The sequence below is a fragment of the Ignavibacteriota bacterium genome (genome assembly GCA_016713565.1).
Lineage (GTDB): Bacteria > Bacteroidota > Ignavibacteria > Ignavibacteriales > Melioribacteraceae.
In genome coordinates this window covers 1,044,894-1,066,329 of record JADJOX010000007.1, presented here as the reverse complement: position 1 = coordinate 1,066,329, position 21,436 = coordinate 1,044,894, and the positions used below count along the sequence as shown (strand labels likewise).

Sequence of the window (21,436 nt, the reverse complement as noted above, 5' to 3'; positions counted from 1 at the left end):
TAAGTTGGATTTATCTTAAATGTTCTAATTAATCAATACATTATTCAAACCAAGAAACTATCTCATAAGTTTCGGTTGCAGGAAAATATGGCGGTGTAGTAGTTTCAAATCGTTTATCAAATTTTATTACTTGATGGTAACCTGCACCATTTGTATAACCCGTTGTTTGAGCTTCATTTTCTATTAAGCCTCCAAGAATTTTCATAGTTCCCATATTAGGTGATGAAGAAGTAATTCCTTCTACTGTAATTCCGCCGTCAAAGTTAAACAGAGATGCATGAATATTAATATTATTTCTATTTGCGGAATTATCCTTAACAACCACTTGTTTTTCGGCAACAATTCCCAGCATGTCTTGGCAAGCCGGATTTGAAATTGTGTAACCGGGATGTGCAGGGTCAGATATTAGCGGCGATTTTCTGTAAACAATATCGTCTTCTAAATATACGTAACCATAATTTGAACCGCTTTTACCCGTTCCGACAGTATATTTACCGTTTACGGTACCTGATACATATAAATTACCTTTTGTATTCCATATTACACCATTAGGAGCAAGAGTATCTAATTTTGCGGTAACAGCAGTGCTCCAAGTTGATGTTCCGGTTTTTCTTGTGCTGTATTGAACTTTGCCCGTAGCGCTCCCGTCATCTGTAAAAACCAATTTTACATCTAGCGCATTTCCGCCGGCATCTTGAAAAATTTTTCCATCATAATTTCCGGCATCTTTAATTTTGGTTGTATTTAATGTAAACGGTACATCAACAGGCGATTCATATCCGCCTAAAAATTTTGGATCAGCTGCGCCGAAGCCATAAGAGTTTCCAATTGAGGTAATACCGCCTTTGGTTGTTGTTTTACCCATAAATACGGGAGAACCAAGTGTAAGTAATTGCCCCTGCGTATGAAATGGTCCATCGATTGTATCTCCGGTTACTAAATAACCGCCAGCAGGCCACTTATTGGAATAATAACCAAATTTTGAAAAGCTGCTTGGTTCTAATATCAATTTAACTAGCGAAGTATCCTCTCCAATTTCACCGTTATAAATTCCGGTTAAATAACCTTTAGACGAAATTCTAATTTTGTCCACGGCAAATTTGGTAACGTTTATATCTAAATAACCTCCTTGAAATGGAAGATGGTTAAAATTGCCTGTCCAAGTAGGATCTTTAAAAATAATATTAGCCGCCATATTTGCGCCGCTTGTGGCTATATTTTGCAAGTTAGTTTTCGAATAATATTCAGAAAGATTTTCAACTGCACGAGTTGTAGTGTTTTGCGAATTAAAATTTACAATTGCGAACATTAAACTGAATGATATAACAACCAATAGAATCGCTTTTCCGCCCATAATTTCTCCTTTATCTAATACTTAATCCTGGCGCAGATAATCTTATTTGACGCCAAAAAGCACTTTTATCTTTTGAATAAACATCCTCGGAAGCGGCATCTCCGTAAGAGGCAGTATTTTCAACCGTAACATCTATTTGTAAAGTAATTATTCCCAATGGAGGTGCAATCGGCATTGTATTAATTTCCTTACCATCATCATCAAAATATTTTAAGCTAAATTGCGTTACGCCTAGATTTGCTGAATAGGGCGCATCACTATTAACCTGACGATAAAGAATTCTATCTTTTGGATTTGGAGTTCCCATTACTTCCGCATCTAAAGGCGATCCAACCCAATATTTTAGTACATCTACATTACCATCGCCGACTTGTACAGATTTTGATTGAGCTACATCTGTAAGAAATGCAATACTGGTATCAGTCGCTTCAATTATTGCAACCGCAGGATTGGGAATTTTATTATACTCTTCACAATACCCAATTTTTCGAAAATCATGTTCAAGAAGTTCTATTACGGAAAGAAGATTACTTTGAACTATCATTTCACCGCTGTTCAAATAATGATTTTCAACAGAGGAATCATTCATTCTGAAGAGTATAAGCAGAATCAACCCTCCTATTAAAGTGCTGCCCAATATATCGATCAATGTGCTAAATCCCATCGTTACCTCTATCTAAAATAAAAGTGACTATTAATTTTTGAAAGTTTTACGGTATCTTGTCCTTCATTGAGGAATGGACTCGTAACGCAAACTTCTATTCTTTTATGATACGTTCTGTTAGAAACCGAATCAAGTGAAACAAATGGATCAACATAGAATACTTTACAATTAAAAGTAAAATCTGCGGAAATAATTGTCGAATCACTCTTTGTATTCTCTGAATAGTTATTATAATCGTCATAATCATCAAAATCTTTACGATTTAATTCTCCACTATCTTTACCTAAATTAAGAGAAAGTTGACTTTCGCTGTTTACTAATAATCCGTTTGCGGTTTGCTCATCGAATGCTTTGCTGAATGCTTCTTCAATTATTGTGTTAGCTAATGAAGTTGCTAAAATTTTATATTTGGTTTCATCCATATTATTTGTGTTTGTAAGCGAATTTCTATTAACATTTACAATTACAAGCGATAATAACATCATTGCCGCCATTGAAATTAACATTTGACCAGTATTCATCATTCACTCATTTTTTTTCACTTAAAACTTCAATTAGTATGCCAATTAAATTAGATTTGAATGTTTGAAATTCTTTCAATTTTTACCTAATGACTTAAATTGAATCATATAAAATGATATTTAGTGTATAATCGGATATCACATTTAATATTAAAGTGATATAAAACACAAAACTTAATTATTGAGATTATCGGAAATAATAATGACTTATAATCTTGGAAAGTGTAATATTTTCGGAACCTTCATTAAAAAAAGGACTATTTACAGATACAGTTATTCTTTTATGCCATGTTTTATAATCAACTGAATCTAAAGATTTATAAGGATCTACATATCTTACTTTGCAAATAATATTCATTGTTGCGTAATCATATGTAGAATCTGCATCAGTTGTTTCGGAGTAATTATTATAGTCATCAATATCGTCAAATAAAATTCTTTTTATTTCTTTATCGTCGGCTTTTAGATTGGTTGATAAATTATTTACGTTTGTTATTAATACATTGTTTGTTGTTGCTTCATCAAAAGCTTTACTGGTTGCTTCTTCAATTAAAGTATTTGCCAAAGAAACTGCCAATATTTTATACTTTGTTTCTGTCATTGATAGGGAAGTCGTAAGTGAATTTTTATTGACATTTAAAATCGTTGCAGAAAGCAAAGCCATAGCGGCAATAGTAATTAATATTTGTCCTGAATTCATATATAATAATTTTATTTATTTAACCTATTATCGCACATAATTTAAGAAATTAAAGGTTTTTACTTAAACAAAATGCCTTTAATTTTGTGAAATTATTTAAATGAAGTTGTTATATTTGATTTATAATTATTAGGAAATTTTTACATCTATGGATGCGATCAATATTATAGCTGCGGTTAATTTATTTGTATCAATGAGCGCTAATTTGTCTGCGGCAAAAAAGGGTATGAAATCCAAACTTTCCAATGTAATTGAAAAGCCCAAAACATACCTTCAAAAAATTCCTCCCAATATTTCAGCGGTTATTTTAATATTATCGATTGCGGCAATCTTTAATTTGGGTGTTTTTAGTGATAAAGTAAAAGAAGAATTTTATATATATAGACTGATTGGATTATTATTTTTCATAGTATTTTCTTGGGTTCAAGTTGGCAGCTTTAAATCATTGGGTGAATTTTATTCTCAGGACATATTAATCTTTAAAAATCATAGATTAATAACTAGTGGATTTTATAAATTTTTAAGGCATCCGCAATATATTAGCCAAATTTTAAGTGATTTGGGATTGGGAATCGCATTAATGGGATATGTGATAATTCCCTTAGTTATTTTTATTGAAATACCTTTATTTGTTCTAAGGGCATTTTTTGAAGATAAATTGCTCGAGAAACATTTTAAAGAGAAATTTGTAAACTATAAGAAAAAATCAGGATTTTTATTTCCATTTGTAGGTTAAAATTGAACAATAAAAGATTCATTTTTTTTCTGATAATTTTAATTTTTGAATTCTCCGGTTTTTCATTTGGGAGCGATTTAACATTAAAAATTGGAAAATATGAAAACAAAATTCCTTCAATACAAATAAAAGGGATAGAATACGTTTCTTCAAAACTATTAGCCGAAGCATTTTCCGCTAATTTTTTCTTAAACGAATCTCATCAAAAATTTGAAATAAAATTTTCCGAATACAAGTTGAAGTTTACAATTAATAATCAATTTGTTATTCTTACTTCAAAAAAAGGTAATCAACATCAAATATTTCAAATGCCTGTATCGGTCAAATCTGAAAACTCCGAAATTGTTATACCAATCAAATATGCTGTAAAATACTTGAGCTATGCTTCCGGAATGGATTTATTTTACAACGAATCTGATAATACTTTATCGGTTAAAAATGAAAACCTGGACACAAAAAATTTGGTTAATTGGAATGAAAATCTTCTAGACGCAAGCAATGTTAAATACGATATTTTTTCAATTAAGATAGAAAACAAAGCAAACGGAACTTTATTAAGATTAGGAACAAAAAGGCCAATCAGAGAACCTGCCAGTTCAATAAAGGACAATAAATTATATTTGTTTTTCAATAATGTTACGGTTGATAATAGTTTAATAAATCATTTTAAAGAATCCGGATTAGTTAAAAATTTAGAAATAAAATATGTAAATGGAAATCCGCAATTTGAAATTGAACTTAAAAACGGATATGATAATTATGAAGTATTTTACGATGAAGATATTAACGAAATATTAGTTTCTATTCATAATAAATATCTTAAACAGGAAAATTTAAATTTAGATTCAGAGGAAATAAAAAAATGGCAGTTTGACGTGGTTGTAATTGATGCGGGACATGGTGGCAAAGATCCAGGCGCGATCGGTATTAATGGTTTAAAAGAAAAAGACGTAAACTTAGCAATAGCCAAAGAACTTGGTGAATTGATAAACAGAAATCTAAAAGAAGTTAAAGTCGTTTATACAAGAAGCAGCGACCAATTTATTGAGTTATATAGGCGAGGTAAAATAGCTAATGAAAATAAAGGAAATTTATTTATTTCCATTCATTGTAATTCAACGCCAAAAAAGCCGACTAATGCAAATGGAATTGAAGTATATTTACTTAGACCCGGAAGAACAAAAGAAGCCATTGATATTGCCGCATTTGAAAACAGCGTAATAAGTTTGGAAGATGATCCGTCAAGATATCAAAAACTTACTGATGAAAATTTTATTTTGGTAAGTATGGCGCAATCTTCAAACATGCGTTATTCTGAAACTTTTGCTGATTTGTTAAATACCGAATGGAAAAAACAACTAAGCCTAACTTCAAGGGGAATTAAACAGGCAGGATTTTTGGTTTTGGTTGGAGCTTCAATGCCAAGCGTTTTAATTGAAACCGGATTTATTTCGAATAAACATGATGCAAAAATATTGAGTAGTAAAACCGGGCAAAAAGATATAGCTGCTTCTATTTTTGACGCAGTGTTAAAGTATAAAAAATATTATGAAAATTCGCTAATTAATGAAATAGGTAAATAAATGACTAACGCTCAAAAATGGGTTTTAATTTTCTTAATTTTATTTGTGATTTTATTGTTCATTTCTAAAATTACCCCATAAATTCTACTTGCAATAGTAATTAACCATAGCCATTTTTTTTGCGTTGTAAAATAATTTTGCACCTATATTAACCGTTGAAATTTCCATTATTTTCAACATCCAATTTCCGGTGTCAATATTTTTTTCATCTATTCAATTTTCCTTCAAATTTCCTCAATATTTATAATATTCAGAAATTATTTCAAATTCGTAACATTAATGTGATTTAGGACAATTATGTATTAACTGGCATTATTGGTGAATTAAACCCGAACAATTTTACTTGGGTTTAAAAATGTCAGCCATAATAAAAAATATTTGTAAAGTAATTTTAAGTTTATCATTATTATCAACAATTCTTATAGGCCAAGTAAGATATAAGATGAGTATAGAAGATATAAAAATAGAAGGGATAGACAAAGTAAGTGCGGAAGTATATATAGAGAATGTAGGAGAATCATTTGAACTTACAAGCTATCAGTGCGCGTTAAGCATAAACCAAGAATTAGAATTATCAAGCTTAAAACTGAGTTATGTTGAAGGAAGCTCAGAACTATTGAACACACCGGATCTATACGTAGGCATAGAGAACATAGACGGAACAGCGGAATTGACATTCGTATCGTTTATCGGCAACGATGTAATATCTAAAAAGACATTAGTAGGAAGATTTGTATTAGAGGGAAAAATAGACATAAGCAAAGTTAGTTTGCTGGGAATAAAGTGGGATTTTGAAGGCACAGTAAGTACAATAATAACGGGGAAAAACTTTGAGAATATCACCAATCCGGAAAGCCACACAAGCGTACAATTTGAAAGTACAGAAACGAAAGAAGAGAAATTGACAATAATTGGAGTAGAGGCAAGTTCAACAACAGATACCAATACAACACCTAGAGGAGTAATAGATGGAAAAGGAAAAAATGATGGAGAAGGAAATGGAAGATGGGCAACACAGACAATACCTTCAACATTGATATTAGATTTAGGGGAAGAGAAAAAGATAAAAAGGACAAGATTTTCATTTTTTACTATGATAAAGGTAGAACATATACATATAATGTAAAGGTATCCAAGGATAAGAAGAATTGGGAAGAAATAGTAAGTTCAAAGGAATCGGATAGTACGGAATGGAGTGAGACAATAATAGGAGAGGAAGTATTGGGAAGATATGTAGAGTTGGAAATAATAGGGACAAAAATAATCCGGGACAATGGTCCAATGTATGGGAAGCGGAGATATACGGAGCAAACAGTTCATCGGCAGTAGACGAGGGAGAAGAAGAAGTAATACCGGCAGAATATGGAATAAGTCAGAATTATCCAAATCCGTTTAACCCGAGTACCAAGGTACAAGTGAAGATGAAGGAAACCGGAGTGGTAAAGTTGGATGTATATAATATATTGGGAGAGAAAGTATTGGCTGTATTGGATGAAGAATTAAGCGGCGGAATACATGAAATAGATATAGATGGCTCCAGACTTGCCAGCGGTACATATATTTACCAATTGAACATTGACGGCAAATTCTCTCAAGTTAAAAAAATGAATCTGATTAAATAAATAACTGTGAAAAAAATGGCAGCCGGTGACCCAGAAAATTTTCCGACTGCCTAAATTTTAATTATCAATTGAGGATATGAATTTTACAAGATAATCTTTATAGCTGGAATTAGGATATGAATTAACTAAATCTGTTAATTCATTTTTTGAAATAAAATTTTTCTTAAATGCAATTTCTTCAATACAAGCTACCTTTAAACCCTGCCTATCTTCAATTACTCCAAAAAAATTAGACGCTTGCAAAAGTGCTTCGGGTGTTCCGGTATCAAGCCAAGCAACTCCACGACCAATTTTAACAACATCCAATTCAGAGTTTTCCAAATAAACTTTATTTACATCCGTTATTTCCAACTCACCTCTATTGGAGGGTTTCAAATTTTTTGAAATGCTGATCACTTTATTATCGTAAACATATAAACCTGGAATTGCAAAATCAGATTTAGGTATTTTCGGCTTTTCTTCAATTGAAATGGCTTTGCCGTTTTTATCAAATTCAATTATACCATATCTTTGAGGATCGTTTACTTGATAAGCAAAAATCGTACTTCCGGAATTGTGACTTTCAATTGCTTTATAGAAAAAATCCAATTTTCCATAAAAAATATTATCGCCTAAAATTAATGTTACACTATCATTACCAATAAAATTATCACCAATAATAAAAGATTCTGCAATTCCATTTGGCGCATTTTGAACTGCATAACTGATATTCATTCCAATAAAATTTCCGTTATCAAATAACTTTTGATAATGCGGTATCGTAACTGCGTCGGAAATAATTAAAATATCTTTTATTCCTCCCAACATTAATATTGATAGCGGATAATAAATTAACGGCTTATCATACAATAACGCTAGCTGTTTGCTATAGACTTTTGTTATTGGAAATAGACGAGTTCCGGCACCTCCGGCAAGAATTATTCCTTTCATTTTTTTCCTAATTTATTACAGTAAATATTTTTGAAACTATTAATTTATTATTTTTTTCGTTAACATCAATTTTATAATCTCCAGGTTCGGAAAAACTAAGTTTGAAAAAAGTAATTGACCATCTTGGAGTAACTTTGAATTTTTTTGTGGAAATTAGTTCTTTATATTCATCTGAATTTTCCGATCTTTTATAAGTTTTTACCGTAATCCTATCGGAATTAAAAGCCGAATAATTATTTATAAATGCATAAATATCATTACCTTGAGCAGACAAGGATAATTGTGAAATAGGATTCATTGGTCTATCGTTAACAATCATATCACAAAATACAAATTGGGAATTGCCTAAATCCTTTGACATAATACTTTCAATCTCACTAATAACTTCAAGTTTTGTGGAAGCTATTCTCTTTTCGTTGGAGTTTAAAAAATAGATTTCATAAGTTCCGGCTTCAATAAATACATATTCTCTGGCTGCCCATGTTTGATTTTTTTCAATTTTCAAAATTTTACTATCGAATGGGATGTATTTCCCGTCGTTCAATTTATCAATAAATAAATATAGAATATTAGATTCAAAACTTTTCTTATTATCAATCAATATGTTTGCGGATTTGCCATAAGATTTTGCCTCCAACTTGTTTATAGGATTTATCGGAATTCCGTTTTCCGTATATTTTTCACAAACATAAACATTTTGTGAAACTATTATGTTTGCCGACATAAGAATTATGAGAAAAATAAATCTTATTTTATAATTCATATTGATAAGGTATTCAAAAAATTATGAAGAAAAATAATATGTATTTTTAGTAAAAAATATTTGTTTAAAAATAAGATAATGAAACACTTTCTCTACAGAATGAATAATTAAATTTATTTGAATAGATATTGTGAAATCATTTTTACCGAATTTATCAAAAATGTAGATCAAAATTTTTAATAATATCCATAAACCGTCATTATTGGTTAACTCAAAATAAAAATAAAAACGAAAAAAAGAAAAGAAGTATTATCAATAAGTTATCATATAAATGTTAATTGGCCTTGTAAAAACAATATAAATCATTTCAAATATTCAATAAATACAAAATGGAATTCAGAATAATATTTAATATAAAAAGAATACGATATTTTAATCATATAATTTTTTTAATTTATAATGATATTTCTAACACTTTTACAAAATTTTTATAAGGAATAAAAAATGTTTGAATGGATGATGAATCCCGAAGCATGGATTGCATTATTGACACTTACCGCTTTAGAAATTGTTTTAGGTATAGATAATATTATCTTTATTTCTATTTTAGTAGGTAAATTACCTGATAAAGAAAGAGGAAAAGCAAGAACAATAGGATTGGCTTTGGCGATGGTTACAAGAATATTGCTGCTTCTTTCAATTACGTGGGTAATGAGATTGACAAATAATTTGTTTACAATTTTACAGTATGATATTTCCGGAAGAGATTTAATTTTAATTATCGGCGGATTATTTTTACTTGCCAAAAGCACTCACGAAATACATAATAGTTTGGAAGGAACCGAAGAGCATAAAAGCAGTAAAGCTGCTGCAAGTTTTATAAGTGTAATAATACAAATTGCCGTTTTGGACATAGTATTTTCTTTGGATTCCGTAATAACTGCTGTTGGTTTGGCAAAAGATGTAGAAGTCATGATTTTAGCAATAATCATTGCGGTAATAATAATGATGGTTTCCGCTAAAGCGTTAGGTGATTTTGTCGATTCTCATCCAACAATTAAAATGCTTGCATTAAGCTTTTTGATTCTTGTCGGTGTTTCCCTAGTTGGCGAAGGATTAGATTTCCATATTCCCAAAGGATATATTTATTTTTCAATGGCATTTAGCGTAGGTGTTGAAATGCTTAATTTGAAAATGAAGAAAAATTCCGAGAAAAAACTTAAATTGCTGAAAAGCATTAAGATATAATTAAATAAAAAACCCTCAAAATTATGAGGGTTTTTTGTCTTCTAAAAACAAATAGATTATAATTTTACACCTTTAACAGTGTTAATAATTTCTGCTGCTACTTTATACGGATCTGCGTTAGATGCTGGTCTTCTATCTTCTAACCATCCTTTATATCCAGATTCGACTGTTCCGATTGGTATTCTAATGGAAGCGCCGCGATCTGAAACACCAAAGCTGAATTTATCAATAGATTGTGTTTCATGTTTTCCGGTTAATCTTAAATGATTATCCGCACCATAAACAGCAATGTGCCTTTCAATTGCATCTTGAGTACCGAAAGCTTGACAAATTTTTGAATAAGTTTCTTTATTACCGCAAGTTCTTAAAGTAGAATTAGAAAAATTTGTATGCATACCGGAACCATTCCAATCTCCGGTAACCGGTTTAGGATCAAGATTAATTCTGATATTGTGTGCTTCTCCGATTCTTTCCATTAAATATCTTGCAGCCCAAAGTTGATCGCCTGCTTCTTTTGCGCCTTTTGCAAATATTTGATATTCCCATTGACCTTTCATAACTTCAGCATTTATACCTTCGATATTAAGTCCAGCCGCAATACATAGATCAACGTGTTCTTCAACAATATCGCGACCTACATTATATTCAGCGCCAACAGAACAATAAAAAGGTCCTTGAGGCGGAGGATAATATCCTGGAGCCGGAAAACCATACGGTGTATGATGATCTAAATCCCAAAGAACATATTCTTGTTCAAAACCGAACCAAAAATCATGATCATCATCATTGATTGTTGCTCTACCGTTAGTTGGATGTGGTGTTTTATCTGGATTTAATACTTCAGCAATAACCAAATATGCATTTGCTCTTGCCGGATCAACAAATACACGAACCGGTTGTAAAATTAAATCTGATGAACCGCCCGGAGCCTGCATTGTTGATGAACCGTCGAATGCCCACATTGGAGCGTTTTCAACTGTTCCATCAAAATTATCTACAATTTTTGTTTTACTTCTCATTTTCTGAGTTGGTTGATATCCATCAAGCCAAATATACTCTAACCTCGATTTAGCCATTTTTACTCCAAATTATATGTTTATTGTTGTGGTTTCTTTAACTGTTGATAATACAAAACTCGTTACTGTTCTACTTACTCCGGGCCACGATTGAATTTGAGCTAATAATTTCTCAAGGTCTTCTGTTCCTCTTATAAGTACTTTTAATAAGTGTGAACCTTCTCCTAAAATTGCATGACACTCTAAAATTTCGGGTGTTTGAGAAACATGCTCTTCTAAATCATGAAATTTTTTAGATGACTTCATATAAACCGTAATAAAAGCCATCAGATCAAATCCAAAAAATTTTTTGTTTAATTTAGCATAGTAACCTTCAATAATTCCCTTTTCTTCCAACTTTTTTAGTCTTTCGCTTAATGAAGGTAATGATAAATTTACTTGCTCGGCAATAACATTGCGTTTTGTTCTTCCCTCTTTTTGAAGTATATCCAATATTTTAATGTCTATTGCGTCTAACATAATTTTTCTTATTTTATTAGGTAAATATTAAAATTACTTTATGAAATTTAGTGAAATATTTTAATAATGCAAATTATTTTTTGACAAATTAAATTTATTAGGTATAAAATGTGGTTTGCATCAATTTCTTTGAAATTATATACATAAAAAATTATTGTTAATCATTTCTTTTTTTTTGTCGATTATTGAATATTTTCATTAAGGAAAAGTAAATATGGATTCTTTAATCGGAATTATTGGAATGGGTGTCACTTTTTTTAGTTTTTTGCGGATTGCTGATCTTCATTTTTAAGAAAAATATTTTCCCTTCGCAAGATTCCAAAGAAATAATTGAAGAAGAGAAATTATTATCTAAACAAAGTAATAGATTATCCGAACTGAAAAAAGAAAATGAAAGTTTGAATAAAGAAATCAATTTTTTGGAAGAAAAGAACAAAAAACTCAAGTATAAAATCGAACAACTGAAAAAAATTATCTCCCATCTTGAAGAACAGAAAAATCAATTAGAAAAAAATGAAATAAATCTTAAAATTTTAAGAGAGAGAAAAGATGAGACTTTAGCGATGGTTGCTCATGATATTAAAAATCCCGCATCGGCAATTAAAAATTTTGTTGAATTATTGGAATCTTACGATTTATCGGCTCAAGAGCAAAATGATATTTTATCCGGGTTAGTTGAAATTTCATCAAGAATTATTAAACTGGCTGACGAATTCTCTCAAACCGTTGCTGAAGAATATTCAACAATGCAAATAAATAAAACAAGCGTAAATTTTTATCAAATAATAGAAAGCGTAATAAAGATAAATAGAGTAAAAGCAAACAAGAAAAATTTAGAAATTAGACTATATCAGCCGAAAGAAGAATTGCTAATTAATGTTGATGAAAGTAAAATTAAAGAGGTAGTTGATAATTATGTCGGTAACGCAATAAAATATTGTCCTGAAAATTGTAAAATAGAAGTTGTAACGAATCTGGAAAAAAATTATGTAACCGTTGAAGTTAAGGACAACGGATTTGGTTTAACTGAAGATGAATTATTACATGTATTTGAAAAAGGCACAAAATTTGGCAATAAACCTACAGGCGATGAAACAAGCTCAGGCTTGGGTTTGTGGATTGTAAAAAAAATAGTTGAAGAACACAACGGTAAAGTTTGGGTAAAAAGTAAGAAAGGATTTGGCTCTACATTTGCATTTAAAATTCCTATTGAATAAAACTAAATTATAGAGACGAGATATATCCCGTCTCTACATAAAATATTTATTTTCTAAGAACCGCGGTAACTTTTTTTGCGGCATCTTCTAAAGTTGTTGCAACCTCAAAATTTAATTTGGAGTTTGCCAATAATACTCCGGCTTCTTTTGCATTAGTCCCTTCCAATCTAATTACAATGGGAACTTCAACTTTAATTTCTTTTACAGCATTTATTACGCCTTGAGCAACTCTATCGCAACGTACAATTCCGCCAAAAATATTTATTAAAATTGCTTTAACATTAGGATCGCTTAAAATAATTTTGAATCCGTTTGCAACTGTTTCTTGATTGGCTCCTCCGCCAACGTCTAAAAAGTTTGCGGGTTCACCGCCGGCTAATTTTATAATATCCATAGTGCCCATTGCAAGTCCGGCACCATTAACCATGCATCCAACATTTCCATCTAACTTTATATAATTTAAATCAAATTTTGAAGCTTCAATTTCGAGCGGTTCTTCTTCATCAAAATCTCTAAATTCAACAATATCCTTGTGACGGAAAAGCGCATTATCATCAAAATTCATTTTAGCGTCAAGCGCAATTACATCTCCTTCTTTTGTAACAACTAAAGGGTTTATTTCCGCAATTGATGCATCAGTTGAATCATAAGCTTTGTAAAGCGCCAATAAAAATTTAACTGCATTTTTAAATTGAACTCCTTCCAAACCTAAGCCAAATGCTAATTTTCTTGCTTGATATTGCTGCATTCCAACAGCAGGATCTATTGTTTCTTTAAGAATTTTTTCAGGAGTTTCAGCCGCAACCTTTTCTATTTCAACTCCGCCTTCAGTAGAAACCATTACTACGTTTTTGGATTGCGCGCGATCTAATGTAATACCAACGTACATTTCTTTATCTATATTTACGCCTTGTTCAATTAATAAGCGTTTTACCGTTTTGCCTTGAGGTCCTGTTTGATGTGTAATTAAATTCATACCAAAAATTTCTTTGGCGTATTTTTTTACCTCATCAAGGCTTTTTGCGACTTTAACACCGCCGCCTTTTCCTCTGCCGCCGGCGTGAATTTGGGCTTTAACAACTTTTACTTCGCCTGGTAAAGATTTTGCAGCAACAACTGCATCTTCCGGTGAAAAAACAACTTTGCCTTCCGGTACCGGAACATTGAATCTTTTTAGTATTTCTTTTGCTTGATATTCATGAATTTTCATAATTCCCTGCGACTTTATTTTCTCAAAATTTCAATAGCTTAATAATAACTAAAAAAAATATTTTGCCCAATTTTGAATTCAAAATTATTTCATTAAAAATTTTGAAGCGTTATATGTAAATTAAAAGTAAAGAATGAGTTAATCAGAAATTGTTTCTTGTCCAGATAACAAAATTATAACTTTGGAGAAAAAATTCAGTATGGCGGCCACTCTAAATTTCCATTTGGTTTTACTTTGAATTTTTATCATTTTCATCAGTAAAAACAGAATCATCAATTCCCTTGTTAATTTTATAATTGCTGTAGATTATGGATATATCGCCTTTAAAATTATCGGGAATATTTCTTCTTCTATTGTTTTCACCTTCTTCAGCTTGCGAAAAATCTAAATTAATTTTTATTTCCGAAGGAAGAGCATATTCTTTTTGATCAGAATAATTGAAATAAGTGATTATTTTCGCATTTTCTTTTAATGATAAAATAATTTGCTTAATTAGAAATTCGTTTTTATCCACAAGTAATTTTGCGGACGCGAATTTTATACTGTCTGCATTAGGAATTATTTTAATAACCGACAACTTTTTACCATCTACTAAAGTGTCACCAATAATTTCAGAAGTAAAATCTTTATCCAGAATTTTTTGAGGATTAAAATCAATTACGCCTTTGGGTAAAATTGCGAGCTTTTGCGATTTAAGTTTAAACTTGTCCGGTTTTTTAAAGAATATTTCGGCTTTGGATTTGGGCATTTTTAGAAAATCAAATTTAACCGATACCTGAACTTCTGCCGAATAATTTTCTACCTTATTGATTTTATTCTTTATACCGGTAATTATTTTCTCGGCATTGTTTTCCTGCGCAAAAACGGAAACTGTAATTAAGAGCGCAAAGCTGAAAGTAAATTTTCTCATGATAAAATATCTTTTCTAATGAATATTATAGACGTTATAATTAAAAATACTATTGAATGAGCAGCAAGAAAACCAATTGACTTTAATTGAGTAATCCAATTGAAATTATAATTGAAGAACTGCTGCCAATCCATAAAGTAATTGGTGAATAAATAAGGTTTTATATATTTTGTAAAGTCCAAAGGAATTTGAGACAATATCACGAAAAATATGATAACCGCCATTGTCGCTATTATTGGTCCAATCGCATTTTCTACCAAAGACGAAAACATAAATGATAAAGTAAAAACCAGCAGCATACTAAAAAAAATATGTATATAACTTAAACCAAATCTCCATAAAATATCGTCTTCGGCAAAAATATTTATTCCATCAGAAATAACTATTAATTCACCGCTGCCGAATATAATGCGGCTAACTACAAGACTTACAAAAATCATCCAAATTAAAATTGAAAGTATATAAACGCATCCGGCTAAAAATTTTGATAAAATAATTTGCATTCTTGATACGGGTCGAGTTATAATCAATCTATATGTTCCGCATGTGCCTTCGCCCGCAAATATTTCTCCCGCAACCAAAACAATTGTCAGCGGGAATAAAATAAAAAACGCGTTTAAAATTAAATTCCCGATCAAGTTCCCATTTAATATATTGCCGGAAATAATAAATAGATCGCTTAAATTTCTGGTAATGTGGCGAATTTCATTTTCACCATAAATGAAAAGGTTTATTTGCAACATTGAAACCATGAACAAAATTCCAATGTGACCAATATAAGAACGCCACTTTTTGAAAATTTTTACAAGTTCAATTTTTACTAAATTGATTAACATTATTTATCTTCGGTAATTTTTAAAAAATAATCTTCTAATGAATTTTTCTTTTCTACAGAATATATTTCTACATTGCTTTCAACTAAGGTTTTTATTAACTGAGGAATTTTTTCTTCAGTAATTTTAATTTTAAGCAAGGTGTTTAAAACGCTTGAAATATTATCCGAAAAAATCGAGTTTGTTAATATTTCTTTAACATCATTTTGGCTCTTGAACTTAATTTCAACATCTTGTTCGTTATCATTTAAAAGCTGTTTAACTTCGCCTTCAATAATATTTTGACCTTTGTTAATTATTACCATTCTATTTGCTATCAATTCAATTTCGCGCAAAATGTGAGAAGATAGAAAAATAGTTTTACCTTTTTCTTTGCTTAGGAAAATAATTAAATCGCGGATCTCTTTCATACCTTGAGGATCAAGGCCGGTTGTCGGTTCATCCAATATTATTAATTCCGGATTGTGAAGGAGCGTCTGCGCAATACCTAAACGCTGTTTCATTCCATGAGAAAATGTTTTTACTTTGCTGTTATATCTTTTATCTAAACCGACCAATTCAAGAATTTCCATAATATTTTTTTTGGAAATGCTTATGCCCGACATTTTGCCTAAAATTTCAAGATTTTTATATGCGGTTAAGTATAAATAAAAATCTGGTTTTTCTACAATTGCGCCAACCTTGGCTAAGATTTCTTTTCTCTGCTGAATTAAATCTTTCCCAAATATTTTTATTTTTCCTGAGGTAGGTTTAAATAATGTTAGAAGCATTCTGATAGTTGTACTTTTTCCTGCTCCGTTCGGTCCAAGAAATCCGAATACATCACCTTTATAAACATTAAGATTAAGGTTATTAACCGCGGTAAGGTTTTTAAATTTTTTAGTTAAACCAGTAATTTCGATAACTTTTTCGGAATTCATAATTATTTAATTTCGATTTTTAATTTCTTCAAAATACTCTAAAGCTCTTTTTTCCGTTTCAGATTGTAAACAAATTTCTTTGGTGAAAATTATTTCTCTCAATTCTTTATACAAAGAAATTATTTCTTCAAAGCTTTTAATTAAATCATTGCGCTCGCAAATTGCTTGAGCGCGTTTAACTCTTAAAATATCATCAGTATTAATTGAGATTTCAAATCTTCTAAAACCTCGTGGGAGCTGACCGTTTTTAATTTGGATAAATGGCGCGATTACATTTGTATTAAGAAAATTTAAACCATCAAGCATTTCAAATAATTCGCCTCTTCCAAGTTTTGAAGTTAAGTAATGTACCCAAATCCAAAATCTGTCTTCAATCCACTGATAATTGGGATATGGAAATTTTGATTCGGTATTTTTAATGATATTCGATAAGATATTTTCTCTTTCCCAAACGACTATTGGATTTTCAATTCTCTCGTAAAATTCATCCGGAGTAATAAACTTTATGTCAACGTGTAAAAGAGGATTATCATAAAGGCAGACCAAAAGTCTTTTTTCTCCTACATGTTCGCCCGTAAACGCATTTAATAAATGACCCAAATTTTCGGCAAATTCAGTCATTTTTTTTCTATCGGGCGCAATTTTATTATTTGTGACTAAAACAAGGTCAACGTCGGAAAATTCATCAATTTCGTTGGTTATCCAAGAACCGCCAATAGCTAATCCAAGGATATTTTCATCATTTTTAATTTTAGCTATCACATTATCAACAAATTTCTTTTGCATCTCAGTTATAGCCAATTCTAAATATTGAATTATAAATCGCGTCGTGAATTATTGGTCTAAAATATGAAATCTTTGTATTGTTTCTTGTAGGATTAACTCTATTACTTAATAGAATTACAAATAATTTAGTTTCCTTATCCACCCAAATGGAGGTTCCTGTGTATCCGGTATGACCGAAAGAATTCATAGAAAAAAAATGTCCCGATGAAGAATTTTCCGCCGATCTGGTATCCCATCCTATACCTCTGTCACTTTGATCAGATTGTTTCGTGGTCCATTCCTTAATTAATTTTGCGTTAAGAATTTCTTCGTTATTATAAATCCCATTGTTCAAATACATCATAACGAACTTTGATAAGTCTTCTGTTGTTGAAAACAAACCCGCATGACCCGCGACACCATTAAGCAAAAACGCTCTTTCATCGTGAACTTCACCCTGAAGTAGTCTCATTCTATAAAAATCATCCATTTCAGTTGGAACGCATTTATTTTTTAAATTATTTGACGGATTATAAAACGTTTGGTTCATTCCAAGTCTTGAAAATAAATTGTCATTTAAAAAAACATCAAGAGTTTTGCCTGAAATTTTTTCAATTACTTTTTGCAAAACAATCATTCCCAAATCGCTGTAAACATATTTTTCCCCTGGAGGATTTTCCAAGCTCAAATTCATAATATCGTTAATAACTTCGTTTGCTGTTGAATAAACGTCATAATACTTTTTAAACGCGGGTAAACCTGAATTATGCAAAAGTAAATTCCTAATTATTATATTACCTTTTCCGTTGTTGTTAAATTCGGGTAGGTACTTTATAACTTTATCATCTAAATTTAATTTCCCATTTTGAATTAAAATCATTGCGGCGGATGTAGTGCCGACAACTTTTGAGACCGAAGCTAAATCGAAAATTGAATTTGTTTGATCTTTAGGCGAATTTTTATCGTAAGTAAAATTTCCAAATGCTTTGCTGTAAAGTATTTCCTGGTCAATGCCAAATAATAACGCCGCGCCGGGGAAAACGGAATCAGTAACAGCGGATTCCATAATTTCATCAATGATTTCAAAATTATAACTTTTCTCAACTTTCATTGAGCAAGATAGAATAAATAAAAAAGCGGCGGTAAATAAAATGAAATTTTTGAAATTTGTCATAACATTTATGATTTAAGTTTTCTTTCCAAAATCTGCATTGATTTTAATCAATCTTACAATTAACAAAGAAGGAATTGCCGTAAGTAATATCCATATAAAAAAATGCTTATAACCAATTAATTCCTGAAGCCAGCCGCTGAACATTCCCGGTAGCATCATTCCCAGCGCCATAAATCCTGTTGTTATCGCAAAATGTGCGGTTTTATGTTCGCCATCAGAAATATAGATCATATAAAGCATATATGCCGTAAAGCCGAAGCCGTATCCGAGCTGCTCAAAAGCAACACATGTAAGTATTGTTATAAAATTTTCCGGAAGTTCGTAAGACATATAAACATAAACCAGATGCGGAATATTTATAGCAAGCGCCATCCACCATATCCAATATTTTAATCCGTGTTTTGCGGCAAGAAATCCGCCTAGAAGTCCGCCTGCAATAAGCGACAATATTCCAACTGTACCATATATAAATCCAACTTCTCCGGTTGTTAAACCTAAACCGCCAAGTTCTTTTGGATCGAGTAAAAACGGCGAAGCCATTTTCAACAACTGCGATTCACCCAATCTGTATGTCAATAAAAATAAAATTGAAATTACAATATTATCTTTTTTGAAAAATAATTTGAATGTATTGAAAAATTCTTTGAAAACGTTAATCTCTTTTGAATTTTTAGGAACATCGCTTTGCGGAAATGGAAGAATAAACTTATGATATATGAAAAACACAACAAATAATATGGCGAGAATAGCAAAAGTAACCGACCACGCGAAAGGAATGTTGCCCGAGATAGCGTTGAATTTTGCCGAAGATTCTGTTTTAAGTTTTGGATCAATTTGAAAAAGTACCAATGCGGGTTTATTCCAATTTTGCTGCGTGAATACGAACCTTGCACCTTTTATTAATGCAATACTTTTATCACCCGAGCTTTCGCTTATATTTACCACAATGCTTTCTTTTTCTTCCGGCTGTTTTGAAAGAAATAATTTTACAACTCCGTAATTGCCGGCTTTATTATTTATGGAAGTTACAGCTTTGTTTTTGCCAAAATTATCCTTTAGAAATTTTTCTAATTTAGATACAATAAATTCATTCCACCACGATTTATTATTTGTTTCGGTTTTTGAAATATTCTTAACTTCAGCTTTTTGTTCAAATCCATTTGATATATTTTCATTTTCAACATATTGAAGAACGGAATCAAATTTGCTTTGCTCTATTTGCTCTAAAGAAATATTTAAAACTTCAGGGGAATGTATAATTTTCAATTTGTCATTATTTGCGGGATCTTCAATCTGTATTGAATTTTCATATTTAATGGAATTAACGACAGATTTAACTTCAAATTCAACTTGACCCAAACCTGTCGAACTTTCCAAGTAACCTGCAAGAATAATCAATAATCCTTGTCCGGTTATCATCGCGATTCTGTAAAATGTGCTTCTAATTCCGACAAAAAAAGCCTGCTGATGTTCGGTTAAGCCGAGCATATAAAACCCGTCGGCGGCAATATCGTGCGTTGCGGAACTAAAGGCAAGCAGCCATAAGAATGCCAAAGTATATTGAAAAAAATTAGGTACCGGAATTGTAAACGCTACACCTGCTAAACCAGCACCTATTATGATCTGCATTGTTATTATCCAAAAACGTTTAGTTTTTAACAGATCAACAATTGGCGACCACAACGGTTTTATAACCCAAGGAAGATAAAGCCAGCTTGTGTAAAGTGCAATATCTGTATTCGAAATACCCATTCGTTTATACATTATTACGGAAACAACCATTACGATAACATAAGGTATACCTTCGGCAAAATATAGCGATGGAATCCAGCTCCAAGGGTTTGAATTAAATTTGTTTTTTTTCATAATTTTTCCGAAAGCTCTTTTGCGATAATAACCGCGCCGATTTCCGGCGGGAAGTCGGCATTTTGAATTTCTACCCGCGGAACAAATGTAAGAATTTTTTCCTTCAGCATTTTAGAAAATAAATTTTCATTTGAAATTAATCCACCTATAAAAACTAATTTCATAATATCATCTTTAAAATTATTTTTCATTGCCAATATATGTAGGAGCAATTCGGAAGTTTCATCATCCAAAATATTATTGCATATTTCATCCTCATTACTTGCGTCTTCAATTACAAGCGGCGCAACATCCTGAATATTAATTTCATTGTTATAAACTTTAGTAATTAATTTGCTTTGATCATTTATTCCAAATTTATCCTCAACAGTTTTTGTTAACAGAGTTTCTTTGCCTCTTCCGTCAAAATATTTAGAAATTGCATTCAGACCTTTTTTACCAATTGAATAACCGCTTCCTTCATCTCCAATCAATCTTCCGAAACCGCCGACTCTATGAATTTTACCTTCTTTATCCTTTCCGAACATTATTGAACCCGTTCCGGAAATTAATATGCTTCCCGGATTACCTGAAAATGCGCCTTCAAGAGCAATTCTTGCGTCACTGAACACTTTGAAAAACGGTAATTTTATTTTATGATTTTCAGTTAATTTAAGTACGGAAGTTTCTAGTTTTTTTGCTTCATTTTCTCTTCCGGCTCCGGTTGTTCCAAGAACAATTCCGCTTAGTTCATTGGTATTTATTTTACTTTTACCACAGCAGTTAATTATCATATCTAAAATAGTTTTTGAAACTATTTCGGTACCGATAGTTAAAAAATTTGACGGACCGGACTGCAATGAATTTAATACTTGCAAATTTTCATCGCATAATACACAATATGTTTTAGTTCCCCCTCCGTCAATTCCAATAAAATAATTCATAATGTTTATAAATAGTTTTTGA

22 protein-coding genes are annotated in these 21,436 nt (G+C 31.1%); 6 read left to right on the top strand and 16 right to left on the bottom strand.

Features of this window, described 5'->3' with window-relative positions:
- Positions 1-40: 40 nt before the first annotated feature.
- From IPK06_12060 to IPK06_12045, 4 genes are all read right to left on the bottom strand, one after another.
- Positions 41-1,354 (bottom strand): hypothetical protein, encoded by a 1,314-nt coding sequence (locus IPK06_12060; GenBank protein MBK7980704.1) that lies wholly within the window; start codon positions 1,352-1,354, stop codon positions 41-43.
- 10 nt (positions 1,355-1,364) lie between these two features.
- Positions 1,365-2,018 carry a hypothetical protein gene (locus tag IPK06_12055; GenBank protein ID MBK7980703.1) on the bottom strand — a complete coding sequence of 218 codons (654 nt, stop codon included), beginning with the start codon at positions 2,016-2,018 and terminating at the stop codon, positions 1,365-1,367.
- Between the two features lie 8 nt (positions 2,019-2,026).
- Positions 2,027-2,539, bottom strand: coding sequence for a hypothetical protein (locus tag IPK06_12050; GenBank protein ID MBK7980702.1), 513 nt, complete (start codon positions 2,537-2,539; stop codon positions 2,027-2,029).
- A gap of 187 nt (positions 2,540-2,726) precedes the next feature.
- On the bottom strand, positions 2,727-3,239 hold the full coding sequence (locus IPK06_12045; protein ID MBK7980701.1) for a hypothetical protein: 513 nt from the start codon (positions 3,237-3,239) through the stop codon (positions 2,727-2,729).
- 148 nt (positions 3,240-3,387) lie between these two features.
- Here IPK06_12045 and IPK06_12040 point away from each other — a divergent pair, with 148 nt between their 5' ends.
- The 4 genes from IPK06_12040 to IPK06_12025 all read left to right on the top strand — a co-directional run bounded on the left by IPK06_12040 (position 3,388) and on the right by IPK06_12025 (position 7,180).
- Positions 3,388-3,975: an isoprenylcysteine carboxylmethyltransferase family protein gene (locus IPK06_12040; GenBank protein MBK7980700.1), complete on the top strand. Its 588-nt coding sequence runs from the start codon at positions 3,388-3,390 to the stop codon at positions 3,973-3,975.
- A gap of 2 nt (positions 3,976-3,977) precedes the next feature.
- Positions 3,978-5,558, top strand: coding sequence for an N-acetylmuramoyl-L-alanine amidase (locus IPK06_12035; GenBank protein MBK7980699.1), 1,581 nt, complete (start codon positions 3,978-3,980; stop codon positions 5,556-5,558).
- Between the two features lie 355 nt (positions 5,559-5,913).
- On the top strand, positions 5,914-6,684 hold the full coding sequence (locus IPK06_12030; GenBank protein MBK7980698.1) for a hypothetical protein: 771 nt from the start codon (positions 5,914-5,916) through the stop codon (positions 6,682-6,684).
- Positions 6,685-6,973: 289 nt separating this feature from the next.
- The gene (locus IPK06_12025) at positions 6,974-7,180 is read left to right on the top strand and encodes a T9SS type A sorting domain-containing protein (protein MBK7980697.1); all 207 of its coding nucleotides are present in this window, start codon (positions 6,974-6,976) and stop codon (positions 7,178-7,180) included.
- A gap of 57 nt (positions 7,181-7,237) precedes the next feature.
- Here the strand turns inward: IPK06_12025 and rfbA are convergent, their stop codons facing one another.
- On the bottom strand, positions 7,238-8,110 hold the full coding sequence (gene rfbA, locus IPK06_12020; GenBank protein ID MBK7980696.1) for a glucose-1-phosphate thymidylyltransferase RfbA: 873 nt from the start codon (positions 8,108-8,110) through the stop codon (positions 7,238-7,240).
- Positions 8,111-8,117: 7 nt separating this feature from the next.
- Positions 8,118-8,834, bottom strand: coding sequence for a hypothetical protein (locus IPK06_12015; GenBank protein MBK7980695.1), 717 nt, complete (start codon positions 8,832-8,834; stop codon positions 8,118-8,120).
- 483 nt (positions 8,835-9,317) lie between these two features.
- On the opposite strand from IPK06_12015, the gene IPK06_12010 reads away from it, so the two are divergent.
- A complete protein-coding gene (locus IPK06_12010; GenBank protein ID MBK7980694.1) occupies positions 9,318-10,061 on the top strand; it encodes a TerC family protein in 744 nt (247 codons plus the stop codon).
- 56 nt (positions 10,062-10,117) lie between these two features.
- Here IPK06_12010 and IPK06_12005 read toward each other — a convergent pair whose 3' ends face one another.
- Positions 10,118-11,137, bottom strand: a complete 1,020-nt coding sequence (locus IPK06_12005; GenBank protein MBK7980693.1) for a glutamine synthetase beta-grasp domain-containing protein — start codon at positions 11,135-11,137, stop codon at positions 10,118-10,120.
- A 12-nt stretch (positions 11,138-11,149) separates the two neighbouring features.
- Positions 11,150-11,596 carry an Lrp/AsnC family transcriptional regulator gene (locus tag IPK06_12000; GenBank protein ID MBK7980692.1) on the bottom strand — a complete coding sequence of 149 codons (447 nt, stop codon included), beginning with the start codon at positions 11,594-11,596 and terminating at the stop codon, positions 11,150-11,152.
- Between the two features lie 245 nt (positions 11,597-11,841).
- Here IPK06_12000 and IPK06_11995 point away from each other — a divergent pair, with 245 nt between their 5' ends.
- The gene (locus IPK06_11995) at positions 11,842-12,813 is read left to right on the top strand and encodes a hypothetical protein (GenBank protein MBK7980691.1); all 972 of its coding nucleotides are present in this window, start codon (positions 11,842-11,844) and stop codon (positions 12,811-12,813) included.
- Between the two features lie 46 nt (positions 12,814-12,859).
- Here IPK06_11995 and sucC read toward each other — a convergent pair whose 3' ends face one another.
- From sucC to IPK06_11955, 8 genes are all read right to left on the bottom strand, one after another.
- A complete protein-coding gene (gene sucC, locus IPK06_11990; protein ID MBK7980690.1) occupies positions 12,860-14,023 on the bottom strand; it encodes an ADP-forming succinate--CoA ligase subunit beta in 1,164 nt (387 codons plus the stop codon).
- A gap of 229 nt (positions 14,024-14,252) precedes the next feature.
- Positions 14,253-14,933, bottom strand: coding sequence for an outer membrane lipoprotein-sorting protein (locus IPK06_11985; protein ID MBK7980689.1), 681 nt, complete (start codon positions 14,931-14,933; stop codon positions 14,253-14,255).
- Complete coding sequence (locus IPK06_11980) at positions 14,930-15,769, bottom strand: ABC transporter permease subunit (protein ID MBK7980688.1); 840 nt, start codon at positions 15,767-15,769, stop codon at positions 14,930-14,932. The genes IPK06_11985 and IPK06_11980 overlap by 4 nt, the downstream gene beginning before the upstream one ends.
- On the bottom strand, positions 15,769-16,686 hold the full coding sequence (locus tag IPK06_11975; GenBank protein ID MBK7980687.1) for an ABC transporter ATP-binding protein: 918 nt from the start codon (positions 16,684-16,686) through the stop codon (positions 15,769-15,771). Before IPK06_11975 ends, IPK06_11980 begins: the two co-directional genes overlap by 1 nt.
- A 6-nt stretch (positions 16,687-16,692) precedes the next feature.
- A complete protein-coding gene (locus IPK06_11970; GenBank protein MBK7980686.1) occupies positions 16,693-17,472 on the bottom strand; it encodes an aminoglycoside 6-adenylyltransferase in 780 nt (259 codons plus the stop codon).
- Between the two features lies 1 nt (position 17,473).
- Positions 17,474-18,625 (bottom strand): serine hydrolase, encoded by a 1,152-nt coding sequence (locus tag IPK06_11965; protein MBK7980685.1) that lies wholly within the window; start codon positions 18,623-18,625, stop codon positions 17,474-17,476.
- Between the two features lie 12 nt (positions 18,626-18,637).
- Positions 18,638-20,491, bottom strand: coding sequence for an MFS transporter (locus IPK06_11960; GenBank protein MBK7980684.1), 1,854 nt, complete (start codon positions 20,489-20,491; stop codon positions 18,638-18,640).
- Positions 20,488-21,414, bottom strand: coding sequence for a hypothetical protein (locus tag IPK06_11955; protein MBK7980683.1), 927 nt, complete (start codon positions 21,412-21,414; stop codon positions 20,488-20,490). The genes IPK06_11960 and IPK06_11955 overlap by 4 nt, the downstream gene beginning before the upstream one ends.
- Positions 21,415-21,436: the final 22 nt, after the last annotated feature.

What these genes read in the sequence shown, in the direction of transcription:
- IPK06_12060 (MBK7980704.1), bottom strand. Translation starts at nt 1,354, where the DNA reads ATGGGCGGAAAAGCGATTCTATTGGTTGTTATATCATTCAGTTTAATG.
- IPK06_12055 (MBK7980703.1), bottom strand. Translation starts at nt 2,018, where the DNA reads ATGGGATTTAGCACATTGATCGATATATTGGGCAGCACTTTAATAGGA.
- IPK06_12050 (MBK7980702.1), bottom strand. Translation starts at nt 2,539, where the DNA reads ATGAATACTGGTCAAATGTTAATTTCAATGGCGGCAATGATGTTATTA.
- IPK06_12045 (MBK7980701.1), bottom strand. Translation starts at nt 3,239, where the DNA reads ATGAATTCAGGACAAATATTAATTACTATTGCCGCTATGGCTTTGCTT.
- IPK06_12040 (MBK7980700.1), top strand. Translation starts at nt 3,388, where the DNA reads ATGGATGCGATCAATATTATAGCTGCGGTTAATTTATTTGTATCAATG.
- IPK06_12030 (MBK7980698.1), top strand. Translation starts at nt 5,914, where the DNA reads ATGTCAGCCATAATAAAAAATATTTGTAAAGTAATTTTAAGTTTATCA.
- rfbA (MBK7980696.1), bottom strand. Translation starts at nt 8,110, where the DNA reads ATGAAAGGAATAATTCTTGCCGGAGGTGCCGGAACTCGTCTATTTCCA.
- IPK06_12015 (MBK7980695.1), bottom strand. Translation starts at nt 8,834, where the DNA reads ATGTCGGCAAACATAATAGTTTCACAAAATGTTTATGTTTGTGAAAAA.
- IPK06_12010 (MBK7980694.1), top strand. Translation starts at nt 9,318, where the DNA reads ATGTTTGAATGGATGATGAATCCCGAAGCATGGATTGCATTATTGACA.
- IPK06_12005 (MBK7980693.1), bottom strand. Translation starts at nt 11,137, where the DNA reads ATGGCTAAATCGAGGTTAGAGTATATTTGGCTTGATGGATATCAACCA.
- IPK06_12000 (MBK7980692.1), bottom strand. Translation starts at nt 11,596, where the DNA reads ATGTTAGACGCAATAGACATTAAAATATTGGATATACTTCAAAAAGAG.
- sucC (MBK7980690.1), bottom strand. Translation starts at nt 14,023, where the DNA reads ATGAAAATTCATGAATATCAAGCAAAAGAAATACTAAAAAGATTCAAT.
- IPK06_11985 (MBK7980689.1), bottom strand. Translation starts at nt 14,933, where the DNA reads ATGAGAAAATTTACTTTCAGCTTTGCGCTCTTAATTACAGTTTCCGTT.
- IPK06_11980 (MBK7980688.1), bottom strand. Translation starts at nt 15,769, where the DNA reads ATGTTAATCAATTTAGTAAAAATTGAACTTGTAAAAATTTTCAAAAAG.
- IPK06_11975 (MBK7980687.1), bottom strand. Translation starts at nt 16,686, where the DNA reads ATGAATTCCGAAAAAGTTATCGAAATTACTGGTTTAACTAAAAAATTT.
- IPK06_11970 (MBK7980686.1), bottom strand. Translation starts at nt 17,472, where the DNA reads ATGCAAAAGAAATTTGTTGATAATGTGATAGCTAAAATTAAAAATGAT.
- IPK06_11965 (MBK7980685.1), bottom strand. Translation starts at nt 18,625, where the DNA reads ATGACAAATTTCAAAAATTTCATTTTATTTACCGCCGCTTTTTTATTT.
- IPK06_11960 (MBK7980684.1), bottom strand. Translation starts at nt 20,491, where the DNA reads ATGAAAAAAAACAAATTTAATTCAAACCCTTGGAGCTGGATTCCATCG.
- IPK06_11955 (MBK7980683.1), bottom strand. Translation starts at nt 21,414, where the DNA reads ATGAATTATTTTATTGGAATTGACGGAGGGGGAACTAAAACATATTGT.